This window comes from Algibacter sp. TI.3.09, from assembly GCF_038154905.1.
GTDB lineage: Bacteria > Bacteroidota > Bacteroidia > Flavobacteriales > Flavobacteriaceae > Algibacter.
Genome location: NZ_JBAKAN010000005.1, coordinates 39,205 through 59,125, shown reverse-complemented (window position 1 = coordinate 59,125; position 19,921 = coordinate 39,205). Strand labels below are relative to the sequence as shown.

The 19,921-nt window shown below is 34.3% G+C and carries 19 protein-coding genes; 10 read left to right on the top strand and 9 right to left on the bottom strand.

The window, feature by feature from the left end:
- Window positions 1-24: 24 nt before the first annotated feature.
- From infB to rimP, 3 genes are all read right to left on the bottom strand, one after another.
- Window positions 25-2,880 carry a translation initiation factor IF-2 gene (gene infB, locus V6246_RS14985; protein WP_341561256.1) on the bottom strand — a complete coding sequence of 952 codons (2,856 nt, stop codon included), beginning with the start codon at window positions 2,878-2,880 and terminating at the stop codon, window positions 25-27.
- Between the two features lie 100 nt (window positions 2,881-2,980).
- Window positions 2,981-4,213: a transcription termination factor NusA gene (gene nusA / locus V6246_RS14980; RefSeq protein WP_042496918.1), complete on the bottom strand. Its 1,233-nt coding sequence runs from the start codon at window positions 4,211-4,213 to the stop codon at window positions 2,981-2,983.
- 13 nt (window positions 4,214-4,226) lie between these two features.
- Window positions 4,227-4,688, bottom strand: coding sequence for a ribosome assembly cofactor RimP (gene rimP, locus V6246_RS14975; RefSeq protein ID WP_341561254.1), 462 nt, complete (start codon window positions 4,686-4,688; stop codon window positions 4,227-4,229).
- A 214-nt stretch (window positions 4,689-4,902) separates the two neighbouring features.
- Here rimP and V6246_RS14970 point away from each other — a divergent pair, with 214 nt between their 5' ends.
- On the top strand, window positions 4,903-5,727 hold the full coding sequence (locus V6246_RS14970; RefSeq protein WP_159019137.1) for a universal stress protein: 825 nt from the start codon (window positions 4,903-4,905) through the stop codon (window positions 5,725-5,727).
- A gap of 51 nt (window positions 5,728-5,778) precedes the next feature.
- On the opposite strand, the gene V6246_RS14965 is transcribed toward V6246_RS14970, so the two are convergent.
- The 6 genes from V6246_RS14965 to V6246_RS14940 are packed head-to-tail and all read right to left on the bottom strand — an operon-like array spanning window position 5,779 to window position 10,560.
- Complete coding sequence (locus V6246_RS14965) at window positions 5,779-6,327, bottom strand: CopD family protein (RefSeq protein ID WP_341561252.1); 549 nt, start codon at window positions 6,325-6,327, stop codon at window positions 5,779-5,781.
- A gap of 7 nt (window positions 6,328-6,334) precedes the next feature.
- Window positions 6,335-7,690 (bottom strand): MATE family efflux transporter, encoded by a 1,356-nt coding sequence (locus V6246_RS14960; RefSeq protein WP_341561250.1) that lies wholly within the window; start codon window positions 7,688-7,690, stop codon window positions 6,335-6,337.
- Window positions 7,691-7,692: 2 nt separating this feature from the next.
- Entirely contained in the window at window positions 7,693-8,724 is a 1,032-nt protein-coding gene (gene hemH / locus V6246_RS14955; protein ID WP_341561248.1) for a ferrochelatase, read from the bottom strand.
- 5 nt (window positions 8,725-8,729) lie between these two features.
- Window positions 8,730-9,434: a ThuA domain-containing protein gene (locus tag V6246_RS14950; RefSeq protein ID WP_341561247.1), complete on the bottom strand. Its 705-nt coding sequence runs from the start codon at window positions 9,432-9,434 to the stop codon at window positions 8,730-8,732.
- 11 nt (window positions 9,435-9,445) lie between these two features.
- Window positions 9,446-9,601 carry a hypothetical protein gene (locus V6246_RS14945; RefSeq protein WP_199270281.1) on the bottom strand — a complete coding sequence of 52 codons (156 nt, stop codon included), beginning with the start codon at window positions 9,599-9,601 and terminating at the stop codon, window positions 9,446-9,448.
- 50 nt (window positions 9,602-9,651) lie between these two features.
- The gene (locus V6246_RS14940; protein ID WP_304405947.1) at window positions 9,652-10,560 is read right to left on the bottom strand and encodes a helix-turn-helix transcriptional regulator; all 909 of its coding nucleotides are present in this window, start codon (window positions 10,558-10,560) and stop codon (window positions 9,652-9,654) included.
- A 182-nt stretch (window positions 10,561-10,742) separates the two neighbouring features.
- Here V6246_RS14940 and hemA point away from each other — a divergent pair, with 182 nt between their 5' ends.
- The 9 genes from hemA (at window position 10,743) to V6246_RS14895 (ending at window position 19,917) form a co-directional block, all read left to right on the top strand.
- Window positions 10,743-12,005, top strand: coding sequence for a glutamyl-tRNA reductase (gene hemA, locus V6246_RS14935; RefSeq protein WP_341561244.1), 1,263 nt, complete (start codon window positions 10,743-10,745; stop codon window positions 12,003-12,005).
- Entirely contained in the window at window positions 11,998-13,572 is a 1,575-nt protein-coding gene (gene hemC / locus V6246_RS14930) for a hydroxymethylbilane synthase (protein WP_341561242.1), read from the top strand. Before hemA ends, hemC begins: the two co-directional genes overlap by 8 nt.
- Window positions 13,573-13,626: 54 nt before the next feature.
- Window positions 13,627-15,378 carry a TrkH family potassium uptake protein gene (locus V6246_RS14925; protein ID WP_341561240.1) on the top strand — a complete coding sequence of 584 codons (1,752 nt, stop codon included), beginning with the start codon at window positions 13,627-13,629 and terminating at the stop codon, window positions 15,376-15,378.
- A 29-nt stretch (window positions 15,379-15,407) separates the two neighbouring features.
- Window positions 15,408-16,124 carry a potassium channel family protein gene (locus V6246_RS14920; RefSeq protein WP_341561238.1) on the top strand — a complete coding sequence of 239 codons (717 nt, stop codon included), beginning with the start codon at window positions 15,408-15,410 and terminating at the stop codon, window positions 16,122-16,124.
- A 1-nt stretch (window position 16,125) separates the two neighbouring features.
- Window positions 16,126-17,151, top strand: a complete 1,026-nt coding sequence (hemE, locus tag V6246_RS14915; RefSeq protein WP_159019127.1) for a uroporphyrinogen decarboxylase — start codon at window positions 16,126-16,128, stop codon at window positions 17,149-17,151.
- A gap of 158 nt (window positions 17,152-17,309) precedes the next feature.
- Window positions 17,310-18,071, top strand: a complete 762-nt coding sequence (locus V6246_RS14910) for an EI24 domain-containing protein (RefSeq protein WP_341561237.1) — start codon at window positions 17,310-17,312, stop codon at window positions 18,069-18,071.
- Window positions 18,058-18,603, top strand: a complete 546-nt coding sequence (locus V6246_RS14905) for a GNAT family N-acetyltransferase (RefSeq protein ID WP_341561235.1) — start codon at window positions 18,058-18,060, stop codon at window positions 18,601-18,603. Before V6246_RS14910 ends, V6246_RS14905 begins: the two co-directional genes overlap by 14 nt.
- Window positions 18,604-18,609: 6 nt before the next feature.
- Window positions 18,610-19,512, top strand: coding sequence for an oxygen-dependent coproporphyrinogen oxidase (gene hemF / locus V6246_RS14900; protein ID WP_341561234.1), 903 nt, complete (start codon window positions 18,610-18,612; stop codon window positions 19,510-19,512).
- An 18-nt stretch (window positions 19,513-19,530) separates the two neighbouring features.
- Window positions 19,531-19,917 carry a YchJ family protein gene (locus V6246_RS14895; RefSeq protein WP_042496887.1) on the top strand — a complete coding sequence of 129 codons (387 nt, stop codon included), beginning with the start codon at window positions 19,531-19,533 and terminating at the stop codon, window positions 19,915-19,917.
- Window positions 19,918-19,921 lie beyond the last annotated feature (4 nt).

Genomic DNA, 19,921 nt, shown 5'->3' with positions numbered 1-19,921 from the left:
ATAATTTATAAAGTTAATATTGAATTACTTCAATTTTTTCTTAACCTCTACTTCATGGAACGCTTCTATTACATCGCCTTCCTTAATATCGTTGTAATTTTTAATTTGCATACCACAGTCGTAACCTTTAGTAACTTCTTTAGCATCATCTTTAAATCGTTTTAACGATGTTAATTCGCCAGTGTAAACAACTACACCATCACGTATTAAACGGATACCTGCATTACGTGTTATTTTACCATTAGTTACCATACAACCTGCAATAGTACCAATTTTAGATACTTTAAACATTTCTCTAATTTCTGCTGTACCTAAAATCTCTTCTTTCAACTCTGGAGATAACATACCTTCCATGGCATCTTTAAGATCATTAATAGCATCGTAGATAATAGAATATGTACGGATATCGATTTCTTCTTTATCTGCAATCATTCTTGCATTTCCAACAGGTCTAACATTAAAGCCGACAATAATAGCATCGGAAGCCGAAGCTAACAATACATCACTTTCTGTAATGGCTCCAACACCTTTATGAAGGATATTAACTTGAATTTCTTCAGTAGATAATTTCTGGAACGAATCGGTTAACGCTTCTACAGAACCATCAACATCACCTTTAAGGATAATATTTAATTCTTGGAAATCACCAAGTGCGATACGACGACCAATTTCATCTAATGTAATATGACGTTGTGTTCTAACAGATTGCTCACGTTGTAACTGTGCACGTTTAGAGGCGATTTGTTTCGCTTCACGTTCATCTTCAAATACATTAAACTTATCACCTGCTTGTGGAGCACCATCTAGACCTAAGATAGAAACTGGTGTTGATGGCCCTGCGGCAATCACATCGTTTCCACGCTCATCGTGCATAGCTTTTACTTTACCACTATTTCTACCTGCTAAAACATAATCACCTACGCGAAGTGTTCCGGCTTGTACTAAAATAGTTGATACGTAACCTCTACCTTTATCTAAAAAGGCTTCTACTACAGTACCTACAGCTGCTTTTTCAGGATTTGCTTTTAGCTCTAACAACTCAGCTTCTAACAATACTTTTTCTAATAATTCTTTAACACCAGTACCTACTTTTGCAGAAATATCGTGTGATTGTATTTTACCACCCCAATCTTCTACTAGTAAATTCATTTGAGCTAAACGTTCCTTAATTCTTTCAGGATTAGCGTCTGGCTTATCTATTTTATTAATAGCAAATACAATCGGTACTCCGGCAGCTTGCGCATGCGAAATAGCCTCTTTTGTTTGCGGCATAATATCATCATCTGCTGCTGCTACAATAATAGCAATATCGGTAACTTGAGCTCCACGAGCACGCATGGCTGTAAAGGCCTCGTGACCTGGTGTATCTAAGAAGGCAATTTTTTGACCGTTCTCTAATTCTACTCCATAAGCACCAATATGTTGTGTAATACCACCAGACTCTCCTGCAATTACATTTTCTTGACGAATGTAATCTAAAAGTGATGTTTTACCGTGATCTACGTGACCCATTACCGTAACAATTGGAGCACGTAATTTTAAATCTTCTGGTTTATCTTGAATCTCTTCAATTGATTCTTCAATATCTGCAGTAACAAACTCTACTTGGTAACCAAACTCATCGGCTACAATAGATAATGTTTCAGCATCCAAACGTTGGTTCATGGTAACCATCATTCCTAACGACATACATGCCGAAATAATTTGAGTTACACCAACATCCATCATTGTCGCCATTTCGCTTGCCGTAACAAACTCAGTAACTTTAATGATTTTGCTTTCAGCTGCTTCTATTTGCTGATCAATTTCAGTTTGTTCTCTATGCTTATCTCTTTTATCTCTTCTATTTTTAGCACCACGACCTTTGCTAGATTTCCCTTGAAGTTTCTCAAGTGTTTCACGCACTTGTTTCTTTACATCTTCTTCACTAGGTTCTTCTTTAACAATATTACGACGTCCTACACCAGTTCCTGGTTTTCCTTTAAAACGATCGTTTCCGCCTGGTCTATTATTTCCTCCAGGTCTATTATCTCCAGGAGCTCCAGCTTTACTAATACGACGACGTTTTTTCTTGTTTGCCGCTGCACCTGCTGCTGGTTTCTTTTCTACAGGTTTCTTTTTAGGTTTATTAAATTGAGATAAATCAATTTTATCACCTGCTATTTTTGGCCCTGTAAGTTTTTGGTATTGTGTTTTTACTCTTTCTTCAGGAGTAACAATCTCACCATCAACTATAATGCTTTCTTGCTTTTCTATTTTTTCTGTAGCAACTTGTTTTTCTTCCACCTTAGGTTTTTCAATAACCTTTGCCGCAGGTTTTTCAACAACTTTTGGCTTAGCTACTTCAACTTTAACAGGTTCCTTTTTAGCTACTTCTACAGGTTTTTCTGTTTTAGGAACAATTGCTTCTTCCTTAACAACTTCTTTTACCTCTTCTTTAGTAACTTCTTCAACAACCTCTGGTTTTTCAACTTTAGGTTCAACCACTTCTGGTTTCTCCTCGATTGCTGGTTTTGGAGTTTCTTTTTTACCGTCTAAATCAATTTTACCAACCTGTTTAGGTCCGCTAAGTGTTTTAGTTGCTTTGATAATCTCCTCTCTTTTGGCAGCTGCTTTTTGCTTTTCTTCAAGTTCACGCTCGCGTTGCTCACGTAACACTTCTTTCTCTTTTAGTTTTGCTTCACTAACCTCTAAAGATGCCACTTTTTTACTAGCGTCTGTTTGAAACTCATCAGAAAGAAACTTATAGGTTTCTTTTGATATTTTCGTAGTCGGACGCTTCTCTATTTCGACACCTTTAGAATCTAAAAATTCTACGGCACGATCTAGAGAGATGTTAAGCTCGCGTAATACTTTATTTAATCTAATTGTTTCAGCCATAATTGCCTTTAAAATACTCAAATATATATATTATACCAATTCTATCATAAAATTAAGAAACATCTAACGATAATTTCTTATAATTTTTATGAAATCGATATTATTCTTCGAATTCTTCTCTTAAAATCCTAATAACGTCGTTAATGGTTTCTTCCTCTAAGTCCGTTCTTTTAACTAAATCTTTCACCTCTTGTTCTAAAATACTTTTAGCGGTGTCTAATCCAGCTTTACTAAATTCTTCGATAATCCATGATTCGATTTCATCAGAGAATTCACGTAATTCTACATCTTCCTCTGCGCCTTCTCTAAATACATCAATCTCGAAGCCTGTAAGTTGCCCTGCTAAACGGATGTTGTGACCGCCTCTACCAATAGCTTTACTTACTTCTTCTGGTTTTAATATTACCTCAGCACGTTTTGTTTCTTCGTTTAATTTAACCGAAGTTACACGAGCTGGGCTTAATGCTCTAGTAACAAATAATGGTAAGTTACTAGTATAGTTTATTACATCAATATTTTCGTTTCCTAATTCACGAACAATACCGTGAATACGAGAACCTTTCATACCAACACAAGCTCCAACTGGATCAATTCTATCATCATAAGAATCTACAGCTACTTTTGCTTTTTCACCTGGAATTCTTACTACTTTTTTAATGGTAATTAAACCATCAAAAACTTCTGGAATTTCTTGTTCGAATAATTTCTCCAAAAATACTGGGGAACTTCTCGACATAATAATAGTTGGTTTTGCTCCTTTAAGCTCTACACTATCAATTACACCACGAACGTTATCTCCTTTTCTAAAGAAATCTGAAGGAATTTGTTTGTCTTTTGGAAGTACAATTTCATTCCCTTCATCATCAAGCAAAATTACTGCTCTATGACGAATATGGTGAACTTCTGCTGTATAAATCTCGCCAATTAAATCTTTAAAATGCTTAAAGACAATTGTATTATCGTGCTCATGAATTTTAGAAATCAAGTTTTGGCGTAATGCTAAAATAGCACGACGACCTAAATCGATAAGTTTTACTTCTTCCGATACATCTTCACCTACTTCAAAATCAGGTTCAATCTTGCGAGCTTCCGATAACGAAATCTCTTGATTTTCTTCCTCAACCTCACCATCAGCAACAACGACTCTATTTCTCCATATTTCTAAATCGCCTTTATCTGGGTTTACAATAATATCAAAATTATCATCATCTCCAAATTTTCGTTTTAAAGCACTTCTAAAAACATCTTCTAAAATAGCCATTAACGTTACTCTGTCAATAAGCTTATCGTCTTTGAATTCTGAAAAAGAATCAATTAACGCAATATTTTCCATAACTGGTTTCGATTTAAAATTTTATCACAACTTTTGCTTCTACAATATCTTGATAAGCTATTTTCGCTTGCTTATTTACCGTCACTTTCCCTTTACCTACTGGCTTAGGCTCTCTAGCTTTCCATTCTAGTTGAATATCGTTTTCGGTAGCATTTGTTAAAACACCTTCTATTTCTTCGGCATTTGTACGCACACTAAGCGTTCTATTTATATTTTTTACATACTGGCGTCGATCTGTCAATGGGGCTGCTGCTCCTGCCGACATCACTTCTATAGAATAATCATGCTCTTCACTATCTAAATCCTTCTCAACAAATCTGCTAATAAAAATGCAGTCTTCAACTAAAACGCCGTTATCACCATCGATAACAATGTTTATATGGTTTTCTGCACTAATCGTTAAGCTGATAAGAAATAAATCTTGTCGCTCTGTTAATGCCTCTTCGAGTAAGTTTTTTACGGTAGTTTTTAACATTTTCTAGTATAAAAAGAGGGGACTTTCCGTCCCCTCATTTTCTTAATTCGCCTTTCAACGGTGCAAATATATAACATTTTATTGATTTTTAAAGGAATATTTCATAAATTTAGCTATGCCACAGCTTAGGTTACAAACAAATAAGTGTACATTTAAGCTTTATATCTGCTCTGCGGATAATGCCTTACCAAATAACTAAACACCCCATAATTCTATGAAAAAAATTCTTGTACCCACAGATTTTTCCGACCAAGCTGAGAACGCACTAAAGGTTGCCGCACAACTAGCCCGAACTTATGATTGCGAAATTTATTTATTGCATATTATTGAATTACCAATAGACCAAGATGATGCTATAAACTCGCATAGCGACTTTCCTGAAGCTCTGTTTTTTATGAAGTTAGCTCACAATAAATTTGAAGCCTTAAAAAAGAAAGATTACCTAAAAGATATAACAGTACATGAAACAGTTGATTTTCACGAAATTTTTAAAGGCATTTTTCATGTAAGCAAAAAGCATGATATCGATTTAATTATTATGGGATCTAATGGAGTAAGCGGATTAAAAGAAATGCTTATTGGAAGTAATACTGAAAAGGTTGTAAGAACTTCAGAAGCTCCAGTTTTAGTTATTAAAAATGAACACAAAGCGTTTAAAGTTGACAACTTCGTATTTGCTTCCGATTTTAAAGATGAAAGCAAACCTAGTTATGAAAAACTACTCCAGTTTGCCAAAATTTTCAATGCTAAGGTGCATTTACTTTTAGTGAACACTCCAAATAATTTTATGACTTCCGGAGAAGCAAACGGCAGAATGCAAACATTTTTAGATGCTTTCGATTTTCCGGAACTCAGCAAAAACATTTATAACGACATTAGTATTGAAAGTGGAATTATGAATTTTTCCGAATCTATTTCTGCAAATCTAATAGGCATGAGCACTCATGGCCGACAAGGTATTTCACACTTTTTCAATGGCAGTATTAGTGAAGATTTAGTGAACCACGCGAAACGCCCAGTAATTACTTTCAAAATTTAAAAATATAAAACAGTCTGCTTTAATAAAACTTAAGGCAGATTGTTTTTTTAATTAGGCATCAGGATTTTTACTTCTTATATTTTTATAAACTTTAAAGCCAAGCATAATTAAAACACCTAAAACAACAATTCCTACTACACCCCAAACCCAATTAATTGCACTCTTCAGAATAACTAAAAACACAACAGCAAAAAGTATAAACGTAGCACCTTCGTTCCAAATACGCATAAAACTGGATGTTTTATTCACTATACCATTTTGCAACTGCTTAAAATATTGATGTGTTTTTAAATGATAAACAAAAAGCAATACCACAAAAGTAAGCTTAACATGCATCCAAGGTTGCTGCAACCAAAACGGCTGTAAAATCATTAACCAAACAGCAAAAATAGTACACAAAACAGCCGATGGCCAAGTTATAATATACCATAAGCGCTTTGCCATTATTTGCAATTGCTTGCCTAAAATCTCTTTATCTGGCGATGGTTTATAATGTGCTTCTATTTGATACACAAACAATCGCGGAATGTAAAACAAACCAGCAAACCATGTAACAACAAAAATAAGGTGAAACGATTTTATATAATTATAATATTCCATAAGCGCATTATTTTGTAGTTTTTAATATTAAATCTCTTCGTATTTCCCTATTTAAAAAATATGCAGTAACCAGTGTTGATAACACATCGGAAATTGGAAACGACATCCAAACCCCTAATTCTCCATAAAATTTCGGCAAAATTAATATAAGCGGAATAAAAAAGAAACCCTGCCTAGACAATGTAAGTAATAATGCTGGCGTAGCTTTACCAATAGCCTGAAAATAAGCAGCACCAATAAGCTGTAAAGCTATAATTGGCGTCGCTGCAAAAACCCAACGCATAGCATTTGGGGTTTGCGCAATAACATCTGGATCTGTTGTAAATATTCTTGTTATTGTCTCCGGAAAAACCATGAGTAAGATAAAAATAAGTGTTGCCAAAATAGCGGCATATTTAATAGCTATATTTATACTCTCTCTTACGCGTTCGTAATTATTAGCACCATAATTAAAACCTGCAATAGGCAAAAAACCTTGAGTAATACCGAAAACAGGGAATAGCGCAAACATAAGCATTCGACCGACAATGGCGTAAGCAGTAACCGATGTTTCACCACCTAAATCGAATAAAATATTATTCATAAATAAATAGGTAACACTAACCACGGCTTGACGTGCAAGAGTAACAAAACCCAAAGAACCTATTTCTTTTACAACATAACGGTTTAAACCAAAATGAACCACACTAATTTTTAATTCTGAATTTTTAGAACTAAAAAACCAAACAATAAAAGCAAAAGAAAACAGGTAAGAAATACTAGTTGCCCAAGCAGCACCTTCCATACCGTAGCCCATTACATTAATAAAAATATAATCTAAAACCAGATTACCTACAGAAGGCAACATCATGGCATACATAGCAAATTTTGGCTTTCCCTCTGCCCGCATTACATTGTTACCTAACATAGAAAATGCTAGAAACGGCACACCATAAAGCACAATTTTGTAATAAATTTTTGCCGGTTCGAAAATAGCACCTTTCCCTCCAAAGGATAAAATAATATCGTCTACAAAAAGCAAACCCAAAATAACCATAGAAACCACAATTAACAACGTAAGTGTTATTTGATTCCCAAAGGTTTTTAAAGCTTTTTCGTAATTTGAAGCGCCAAGCGCACGCGATATTATTGAAGCACCTCCAATGCCAATACTCATACCTAGAGCCGCTATAAAAAACGAAACAGGCAGGACTATATTTATGGCAGCAATAGCAATAGACCCAATCCATTGACCCACAAAAACAGTGTCTACTAAAATATTTAGTGACATTACTAACAAACCAATAGATGCAGGAACAGCTTGCTTTACCAATAATTTACTTATAGGTTGCGCACCAAAACCATCGGAGGATACTTTTGCCATTATTAAGCAGTGGTTTTAGACTCAGCCCAAGTATTTATCCATTTAGACAGTAAAGCCACAAACTCATCGTCATCATTTAAACATGGCACAGTTGTAAAATCTTTACCACCCATTTCATGAAAAATTTCTTGACCTTCCATTGCAATTTCTTCCAAAGTCTCTAAACAATCGCTAACAAATGCTGGAGTAATAATCGCCATATTTTCTACGCCATTCTTACCTAAACGCTCAATCGTTCTATCGGTATATGGCTGCAACCATGGATCGAAACCTAAACGCGATTGAAAGGATGTAGAAAAAGCACCTTCTTTAAACTGAAGTCTCTCACCTACCAACCTTGTTACTTCTAAACATTGATGTTTATAGCAATACTCATGCGCTTTACTAGGTGTTACACAACAACTTTTATCCATTTTACAATGCGACTTAGTAACATCACTTTTTCTAATATGACGTTCAGGAACACCGTGATATGAAAATAAAACGTGATCGTATTTTTTACCTTCTAAATGTCTTTTAATTGAATTTGAAAGCACTTCGATATAATCAGCCTTATTATAAAACGCAGGTACCGATTCTATTTTTAAACTAGGAAAAAACTCCTGACGTAACTCTTCTGCTAAAACAGTAATAGTTTCGGTCGTTGCCATCGCAAATTGAGGATAAAGTGGAAAAAGCAAAATCTCTTCTACTCCTTTATCAACAAGTTCCTGAAGTCCTTTTTTAATAGTCATGCTTCCATAACGCATTGCCAAAGCAACAGGATATTCTACTTCTTTTTGAATTTTATTCTGAAGTCTTTCTGAAAGTACAATAAGCGGAGAACCCTCTTCCCACCAAATTTTTTTGTACGCTGCGGCCGATGCTTTTGGTCTCGTTTTTAATATAATACCTTTAACTAAGGCTGCTCTTGCTATATATGGAATATCTATAACACGCTCGTCCATTAAAAACTCACCTAAATACTTTTTAACGTCTTTTGGTTCTGGACTCTCCGGAGAACCAAGATTGACAAGTAATATACCTTTTTTCATTTATTTTATTTATCTAAACAATATAAGATTCCACCTAAAAGATGTTGCTTAAATTCTGGATTTGAGTAAGATTCTATAGTATGCCCCATTCCGGTGTAAAACATTTTTCCACCATCGAATTCCTGACACCAAGCTATAGGATGAAAATCACCATTTTCACCACCTTCGTAACTAGATTCATCTAGCTCTAACAACACATGCAAGTCTTCATTAATATTTTTAAAATTATACCACTCATCATAGTGAGTCCACGGACTAGGCAAATGCTTTGTAGCCTCATGCTTGTTATCTTTTACATGCATGGTAGCTTCCGTTTGTTTTGGATGACTTATAAAGTACGCACCAACCAACTTACCATACCAAGCCCACTCGAACTCTGTATCTGTAGCCGCATGAATACCCAAAAAACTTCCTCCTTTATTAATATACTTTTTAAAAGCTTGTTCTTCCTCAGTATTCAAAACATCGCCTGTGGTATTTAAGAAAATAATTAAATCGTACTTTTTTAATTTCTTATCTAAAAACACTGCAGCATCTTCAGTATGGGTTACTGTAAAGTTATTTTGTAAGCCTAAAGCCTCAATAGTTTTTACACCTGTTTCGATAGATTTATGTCTAAATCCCGCTGTTTTTGAAAAAACTAACACCTTGTCGGCAGCATAAGTACTTATTGTAAAAAATGCTAAAAATGTAATTAATAATACTCTCATTTGTTTGTCTTTTATTTGGTTTTATTTAGTTGTTCGTGGTATAATTTAGGTCGCGCTTCAGTATAATCACAATCTTGAAAAATTCCGCAAGATGTACTCGACCTCGCTAAAGTTTTCGTGTTTGCAAATTTCGCTAAAGCTGCAATTTCTGGTGTTAAATATTTCATTTTTATATTTTTTTCAGAAGAAACCCTTTTTAAATAATTACTTCTATTGTTTACGTTGTTAAAGACATCACATATTTTTTTGGTGTAGTACCATATTTCTTTTTAAAAGCCGCTATAAAATGACTCGATGTGCTGTAACCTACTTTTAAACCAACTTCATTTACATTATCGTTACCGGCTTCTAATAACTTTCTAGCCACTTCCATCTTATAGTCGAATAAAAAACTAAAAACTGAATCGCCATAAATTTGCTTAAAGCCTTCTTTTAATTTTTTAATGTTTAATCCTATTTCATCAGCAAGTTCTTGTAAACTTGGCGGCTCTGCTATTCTAGAAATCACAATATCTTTTGCTTTTCTAATTTTTATAACATTAGTTTCATCTACCAAAAACGGACATTGCTCAACATCGGCATCTTCATTTCTATTAAAATACAAACTTAAAAGTTCATACGCTTTACCTTTGAAATATAAGTTTTTTATTGAAAGGTTGAGATTATAATTTATCAACTGATTTAAAACAATAGCCATAGAAGGCGTTATAACACCATCTTTATAATACTTTTTATCCTTATTATCATCACTTAAAAAAGTGATATAACCAGCCTCTTGAGAAAACAAACCATGGAATTTCTTAATTGAAATCAATATAGAAACCATCCAAGAGTTCGGTTCAATTTTAAGATTAATTGGTAAATCGCGCTGTGGGTTATACAACAGTAAAGAATTCTCTTCTAGAATATTTAAAGTGTAGCGCCCTTCGTTAAAAACAAACTGGCTAGAACCTTTTACACAAAAGTGAAATTGTATAAAGTCGCTATGTATATCTTTTACAATGTTTTGCGTTTCACTCTCATCATTTTTATACATTAAAACCACAAACCCCTCGCCAACTTCTGTCTCCAAAAACGACCTTTGAGCGTTACTTTTACCGGTATCTTCAGCGTTATTTTTATTCATCTTATTTAGATTGGTTCTAAATTAATCGTTCCAAATCATCCTCTATCGCTACAAAAATATGATATTTATCACATTTCGAGCAAAAACAACGTTAAAAAACCACAAACGACACTAAAAGTTCTTTGAGCGTTACTTTTTAAGTCGGCATCCGTATATTTTTGCCACACATTTTTAATTAGCGCATGCACAAGTATAACGTTTCGAAAAGTAATTACTTTTATGCTATTGGTTTAAGTTACAAAAAAGCCGATGCAGATATTCGTGGACATTTTAGTCTAAGCGAAGAAGGTAAACTTGCACTTTTAAATCAAGCCAAAGAAAATAACATTGAAAGTTTGGTGGTAACTTCCACTTGTAACAGAACTGAAATTTACGGTTTTGCACAACACCCCTTTCAGCTAATTAAATTGCTTTGCGATAATACACGTGGTACTGTTGAAGAATTTCAAGAGGTTGCTTACATATACAAAAACAAGGAAGCTATATCTCACATGTTTCGTGTAGGTTCTGGTTTAGACAGCCAAATTCTTGGTGATTTCGAAATTATAAGTCAATTAAAAATTAGCGCTAAACTTTCAAGAAAACACGGATTACTTAATCCTTTTTCTGAAAGATTAATAAACGCTGTAATACAAGCGAGCAAACGTATTAAAAATGAAACTGAAATTTCATCTGGAGCTACTTCGGTTTCTTTTGCTTCGGTACAATACATTTTTAATGAAGTTGAAGATATTACCAATAAAAACATTCTACTCTTCGGAACAGGGAAAATTGGTAGAAACACTTGCGAAAACTTAGTTAAACATACTAAAAACGAACATATCACTTTAATAAATAGAACGAAAACGAAGGCTGAACAAATAGCCGGAAAATTCAATTTATTAGTTAAAGACTATTCTAATTTACAAGAAGAAATAACCGATTCGGATATTTTAATTGTAGCTACCGGAGCGCAACGCCCTACTATTGATAAACATATTATACAAAGCAACAAACCGCTTTTAATTTTAGATTTATCAATTCCTAAAAACGTAGATGAAAACGTATTAGAATTAGAAGGTGTTAAATTGGTACATTTAGATCATTTATCTCAAATTACTGATAGAACCCTAGAAGCTAGAAAGCAACATATTCCTTCCGCGGAAGCGATTATAGAAGAAGTAAAAGAAGAATTTAACGGTTGGTTAGAAACTAGAAAGTTTGCACCAACTATTAAAGCTCTTAAACATAAACTGAACGATTTTGCAACGGCAGAATTAGATACGCAACGTAAAAAATTATCCGATTTTAACGAATCGCAAGCCGAGATAATCAGCAACAATATCATTCAGAAAATTACAAACCATTTTGCGCATCATTTAAAAGATGATGACGTTTCTACAGACGAAAGTCTTGAACTTATTAAAAAAGTGTTCCAATTAGAACCTTCTACAAAAAATGTCTAAAATTATAAAAATTGGTACTCGCGATAGCGAATTAGCGTTATGGCAAGCCAAAATAGTGCAAAGTCAACTCGAACATTTAGGTCATAAAACACAATTAGTCCCTGTAAAATCTACAGGTGATTTAGTTTTAGACAAACCTCTTTACGAGTTAGGTATTACCGGGATTTTTACAAGAACATTAGATATCGCTATGCTAAATAACGATATCGATATTGCTGTACATTCCTTAAAAGATGTACCTACCCTTTTACCTAAAGGTATTGTACAAGCTGCCGTTTTAAAACGTGGTAATGTAAAAGATACTTTGGTTTTTAAAGACAATGAAGAATTTCTAGGATCTAAAGATGCCGTTATTGCAACGGGTAGTTTACGTAGACGTGCACAATGGTTAAATCGTTTCCCAACGCATACTATTACCGATTTACGTGGTAATGTAAATTCGCGTTTAGAAAAACTAGAAAACAGCGATTGGAACGGTGCTATTTTTGCAGCTGCCGGTATTGGACGTATTGGTATTAGACCAGAAGATGCTATTAATTTAGATTGGATGGTTCCTGCACCAGCACAAGGAGCAATTATGATTACTGCTTTAGAAGAAGACGAAGATATAAGAGCTATTTGTGCAGAATTAAATCACGAAGAAACTGAAATTTGCACCACTATAGAGCGTGAATTTTTAAATAAATTAGAAGGCGGATGTACAGCACCAATTGGAGCTTTAGCCTTTATTAAAGACGAAGAAATAACCTTTACTGGTGTTTTATTAAGTCCTGACGGAACAAAACGCATCGATGTATCTCGTGTTAAAAAATTAGGAGAACATAATGATGTTGCTCAATTTTGCGCCGATTTTGTTATTGAACGTGGCGGAAAACGCTTAATGGATAGCATAAAAGATGCTGATAGAAAAACGAATGTATATTCTACAAAATCTTTAACAGAAGATCAACGTTTATTGTTTCATGAAAAAGTGAAATCTGAAAGTACAGATGTGGTTAAAATTAGTTTAAACCGTATTCACCCAAGATTTTTAAAACAAGAAATACAAAACGTAATTATTACTAGCAAAAACGCAGTAGAATCACTTACTACAAATTATTCAGCTATTGAATTACAGTTTAAAAATATTTACTGTGTAGGTCGTAGAACCAAACGTCTAGTTGAAAACAAAATAGGAAAAGTAGCACGTGCCGAAAACAACGCTAAAAAACTAGCGGAATACCTGGTAGAATACATGGAAGGTACAGAAGCAACTTATTTCTGTAGCGACATTAGATTAGATGCTTTACCAACTATTTTAAGTGAAAACAACTTGAAAGTTAACGAAATTGAAGCTTACCAAACCAAGTACGATGGTGTAAAAGTTAACGACTCGGTAGAAGCAGTTATGTTTTATAGCCCTTCTACGGTTGAGAGTTTTACTCAAAAAAACAATAAAGAAGTTATTGCTTTTTGTATTGGGGAAACTACAGCAGCAGAAGCTAAAAAGCATTTTGATGATGTACGTGTAGCAAAAGTACCAACGGTAGAAAGTGTTATTGAGCTAGTAAACGAGCACTATATTTAATACCTAAGCTTTTATTTTAAAAACAGGTTTTCTTTTTAAACCAGTACATTTAAAATGCCTAAATTAAAAAAACAATCATTATTAAATTACGTGTATCGCTTTTTCGATATTATCGTATTATTTTTTATTGTTTTCGATTTCGGTTACGATCATGCAGATAATTACACGTCGCCACATGTATTTGGCTTACTTACGCTATCTGTTTTATTGTTGGCATTTAATACGGTAAAACTTATTATTTACAAGTATAAAAATAATAAGCGTGTAGCCATAGTTAACATAGCCATTATCTCCATTTTACTTTTAAGTTCTTTGGTGGTTTGGTTAGTGCACAGCAGTAACGATTATCATGTTGTTTTACAAAAAATAAAACCCATACTCGAACTCGGGCTTATTTTATATTTCCTATTAAGGCTACTTGTTTTTGTACGCTATATATACGAGGTCTACTTTAATCCCGCAATTGTTTTTGTCGGCAGCTTTTTTATACTAGCCATTTTAGGCGCTTTTTTATTAATGCTACCAAGTGCAACAACAAACGGCATAAGTTTTACAAATGCGCTTTTTACAGCAACAAGCTCAGTATGTGTAACTGGTTTAGCCGTTTTAGATACAAGTCAAGATTTTACTATTATTGGTCAATCTATTATACTTGTTTTAATTCAATTAGGTGGTTTAGGTATATTAACATTCACTTCTTTTTTTGCATTTTTTTTCAGAGGAAGCTCATCATTTAAAGAAGGCTTAAACACTAAAGATTTTATTGCTCAAGAAGGTTTAAAAGATGTCTTTAGAGCTGCACTAAACGTCGTAACATTTACGGTAGCATTAGAACTTGTAGGCATGGCATTTATATATTTTTCTGTACTCGATAATGAGGTAATAAAAGACAAACTGTTCTTTTCAATTTTCCATTCTATCTCGGCATTTTGTAATGCAGGATTTTCCATTTTACCATCAGGATTGTTTGAAGAGAGCATTCGTTTTAATTACGGATTCCAATGGATAATAATGATGCTTATTATCTTTGGAGGTTTGGGGCACAATATTATTTTCAATTTCTATAAAAAATTAAAGATCTCTTTTTTAGAGCTATTTCAAGAAAAAGCCATCCATAAACGAGTGCCTATAATTACTTTAAATACCAAAATTGTAATTTATACCACATCCATTTTACTATTTGTGGGTTGGATTGTTTTCTTTATAACAGAATACAATAACACCATGGTAGAGCATACCACTTTAATTGGTAAACTAACCAATGCAGCATTTAGCTCGGTAAGTCCAAGAACGGCAGGTTTTAATGTTATAGATTACAGTGAAATGACTATACCATCATTACTGTTCGTTATCTTTTTAATGTGGATTGGAGCTTCACCAGCATCAACCGGAGGTGGTATAAAAACAAGTACCTTTGCATTGGCAACATTAAATATATTTGCAGTCGCTAGAGGAAAAAGCCGTATTGAAATTTTTGGAAAACGAATTTCATCAGAGTCCACATCGAGAGCCTTTGCTATTTTATGTATCTCGCTTATCGTTATTGGTTTCTCTATAATGGCATTATTAATATTCGAACCAAAAGGTACACCTTTATTAACGGTGGCTTTCGAGTGTTTTTCAGCTTACAGCACCGTTGGTTTAAGTTTAAATTTTACACCAACTTTAACAGAACCTAGTAAATATGTTATTATTTTAGTCATGTTTATTGGTCGTATAGGTATGCTCAACTTAATGATTGGTTTATTACGCCAAATAAACCATCAGTTTTACGAGTATCCAAAAGAAAATATTTTGATTAACTAGAAGTTCATCAAAAACAAATAATTTTAAAAATGAAAATAATCGTTATCGGACTTGGTAATTTCGGACATGCCTTAGCAATAAGCCTTACCGAAACAGGCAACGAAGTTATTGCCATAGACAAACAAATGGAAAAAATTAACCTGCTCAAAGATCAAGTTTCTCATGCCATTTGTATGGACTCAACAAACGAACTTGCCTACAACGCCGTACCTCTAAAAGATGCAGATAAGGTTGTGGTAGCCATTGGTGAAAACGAAGGCGCTGCTATAATTACAACGGCCATTGTAAAAAAATTATCCGATGTAAAAATTATTAGTCGCGCCCTTTCCCCTATTCACGATACTGTTCTAGAAGCCATGGGTGTGCATAGCATTATTCATCCAGAACAAGATTCAGCAAAACGATTAACAAAACAAATAAACTTTAAATCTACCTTAGAAAACTATCAATTAGATAATAATTTCACCATTTCAGAAGTAAAAGCAAAAAAAGCATTCTTCGGTAAAACATTAAAAGAGTTAGATACAACAAACAAATTTCAGCTTACTTTAATTACCATAATTAGAGAAAGAGAAAAACATAATATTTTAGGCAAAAAACAAATAATAAAAGAAAGTATTGGGCGTGTTACTTCGGAAACCTTAGTACTCGAAAACGATGTTTTAGTTGTTTATGGCAACAACAAAGACATCGAAAATTACTGCATTGGACAAGAAGAATACGATTTAAGAAATAAAAACATATAACATGATAAAGAACGATTTATTTTTACGAGCATTAAAAGGTGAAACCGTAGAGCGCCCTCCAGTTTGGATGATGCGCCAAGCCGGTAGATATTTACCAGAATTCATGGAGATTAAAGCAAAATACGATTTTTTTACACGTTGCCAAACTCCAGAATTAGCAAGTGAAATTACCGTACAACCCATTCGCCGTTTTGGTATGGATGCTGCCATTTTATTTAGTGATATTTTGGTAATACCACAAGCCATGAACATCGAGGTACAAATGAAACCCAATTTCGGTCCATATTTACCAAACCCAATTCGTTCACAAAAAGATGTAGACAATGTTATAGTGCCAGATGTTACTGTAGCTCTAGACTATGTTTACCAAGCTATAAAAGCAACAAAAGAAAAATTAAACGACGATATTCCTTTAATAGGTTTTGCTGGATCTCCATGGACCATTTTATGCTATTGCGTACAAGGCCAAGGCAGCAAAAACTTCGATAAAGCCAAAGAATTTTGTTTTACCAACCCTGTTGCCGCACATAATTTATTGCAAAAAATTACAGACACAACTATCGCTTACTTAAAAGAAAAAGTGAAAGCCGGTGTTAACGCTGTACAAGTTTTCGATTCTTGGGGAGGCATGCTTTCACCAGTAGATTATCAAGAGTTTTCTTGGCAATATATCCAACAAATTATCGATGCTTTAAAAGATGAAACTCCAGTTATCGCTTTCGGTAAAGGATGTTGGTTTGCACTAAACGAAATGGCCAATTCTGGTGCTTCTGCACTTGGTATCGACTGGACTTGTTCTGCTAGAAATGCACGTTATTTAACAGGAGGCAACATCACGCTTCAAGGAAATTTCGATCCAACACGCTTGTTTTCGCCACCAGCAGAAATCAAGAAAATGGTACACCAAATGATTAACGAATTTGGTAAAGACAAATACATTGTAAACCTAGGGCACGGTATTTTACCAAACATCCCAATAGAAAATGCACGCGCGTTTATCGATGCAGTGAAAGAATATAAAGTTTAAAGTTTTTTGGGCGTTACCTACTTTTTTTAGTAACATTTTATCTAAACAGTATACATATAGCTGTAAAAAAAGTAGGTCGCGCTTTTACTACTCGCTCCCTCCCGAAAAGGTCGGGGAGCTTAAACAGACCGTTCAATCGCTAACGCAAGATAAACGTAATGATTAAAAATATAATTTCAGGAATAAAAGCATACTTCGGTGCTTTCAGCTTAATATCAAAACTCAAACTCTGGAAATTCTTTGCAGTACCTATGCTAATTAGCGTTGTAACAGCAACCATTATATTCGGCTCAGCCTATGGGCTATCTGATAATGTTGGTAATTTCATCTCTAAAATTTGGATCTGGGACTGGGGCAAAGAAACCTTCACCTCTATCAGTACTTTTATTGGCGGGCTTGTTATTCTAGTTATAGGTCTAATATTGTTTAAACACATTATAATGGCTCTATCTGCGCCATTTATGAGTCCCGTTTCAGAAAAAATTGAAGCACACCTAACAGGCAACGCTCCACATTCTCACCGAGACACGACGTTTTTAGAACAATTAATGCGTGGTATAAAAATAAATGGACGAAATTTATTAATGGAACTTCTATTAACTATCCCGTTACTTATTTTAAAATTCATACCTGTTGTAAATATTTTTTCAGCCATACTCCTATTCCTTTTACAAGCATACTATGCAGGTTTTGGTAATATGGATTACACCTTAGAGCGTCATTTTAAATACAAACAAAGTGTTCAATTTGTACGTAAAAATCGTGGTTTAGCTATTGGTAATGGTATTGTTTTTATTCTATTTTTATTAATTCCAATTATTGGTGTTATTTTAGTGCTACCTTTATCGGTAACCGCAGCTACTGTAAAAACAGTTCATGCATTAGAATTAAAAAACAATACAACATATGGTAACGCTTAGTTTTAACAACTTCACCATTAACGCTATAAAAGCAACAGATGCTTGGCCATTATGTAATTTTATGGCCGCAAACGACGACCGCCTAAAACGGTATTTCCCTAAAACGTTGCAGCAAAATTTAACACCCGATTTAGCACAATGCTTCACCGATAAAAAGGTGAAACAATTTGAATTAAAAAAGGAGTTTCTATTCACCATAAAAGAAAATGGATCTAACGATGTGGCAGGCCTAGTTTATCTAAAAGAACTCGATTGGACAACCAAGCAAGCCGAATTCGCTTACTGCATTGGCTATCAATTTGAAGGCAAAAGCATTACAACTAAAGCTGTTGGAGTTTTATCCGATTATGCTTTTGAAACTTTAGGCTTAAAAACGCTTCAAATTATAGTACATAAAGACAATCTTGCAAGTGTTGCTGTGGCAATGAATAACAGCTTCACTTGGATAAAAACATTAAAAAACGAACATACACCTCCAAACGAAAGCCCATTAGACATGGAACTTTACGAGTTGTATTATGAAATGGAATAATTTATAATGAAAAACAAATTCTACCAATATATTCAAAACCTTCAAGATAGTATCACCTCTAAACTAGAAGCTATTGATGGCAAAGCAACCTTTCAAGAAGATATTTGGAAACGTCCAGAAGGCGGTGGCGGACGCACCCGAGTAATAGAACATGGAAATGTTTTCGAAAAAGGTGGTGTAAATATTTCAGGCGTAAACGGCAAATTACCAAAGTCTATGCAAGACTATTTTAAAGTTGGCGATGTCGATTTTTTTGCCTGTGGTTTAAGTTTGGTACTTCACCCTACAAACCCAATGACACCAACCGTGCATGCCAATTGGCGCTATTTTGAAATGTATGATAAAACTGGAGAGATCGTAGGTAGTTGGTTTGGTGGCGGACAAGATTTAACGCCTTATTATTTATTTGAAGAAGATGCTAAACATTTTCATCAAACATGTAAAACAGCCTGCGATAAACACAACCCAGAATTTTATCCTAAATACAAAGCTCGTTGCGATGAATATTTCTACAATGCACACCGAAATGAAGGTCGTGGATTAGGCGGTCTATTTTTCGATTACTGTAAAGAAACCGAAACCATGAGCATGGAAAACTGGTACAATTTTGTAACCGAAGTTGGCGATAGTTTTTTAGAAGCTTATGTGCCTATTGTTGAAAAACGCAAAGATTTACCATATACCGAAGCCCAACGTACTTGGCAAGAAATTCGTCGTGGACGCTATGTAGAATTCAATTTAGTACATGATAAAGGTACCCTGTTTGGATTAAAAACCAACGGGCGTATAGAAAGTATTTTAATGAGCTTACCTCCACATGTGCAATGGGTTTACGATCACCATCCAGAAGCCGGCAGTGAGGAAGAAAAATTAATAAACGTATTACAAAACCCTATAGATTGGGTTTAAAATACTGATGCTTTTACCATGAATTGCCACTGCGGAAATTTAAAACCTTATACAGATTGTTGCCAAAAAGCGCACCATAATATTGCCGAAGCTAAAACAGCAGAACAACTTATGCGCTCGCGCTACAGTGCTTTTGTGTTAGCCAATGGCGATTATTTAATGGCTACGCATCATACATCTACACGCCCAATAAAAGAAAAAAAAGCGATAGTAAACTGGGCGAAATCTGTAAAATGGATAAAATTAGAAGTTCTAGAAACTTCCGAAGGACAAGAAAACGATGCTAAAGGTACGGTTACATTTAACGCATATTTTTTCGAAAACGGAAAAGTAGATGTGATACATGAAAAATCGGCTTTTGTACGAGAAAATAATCTATGGTCGTATTTAGGACTAAGTAAATAGAAAA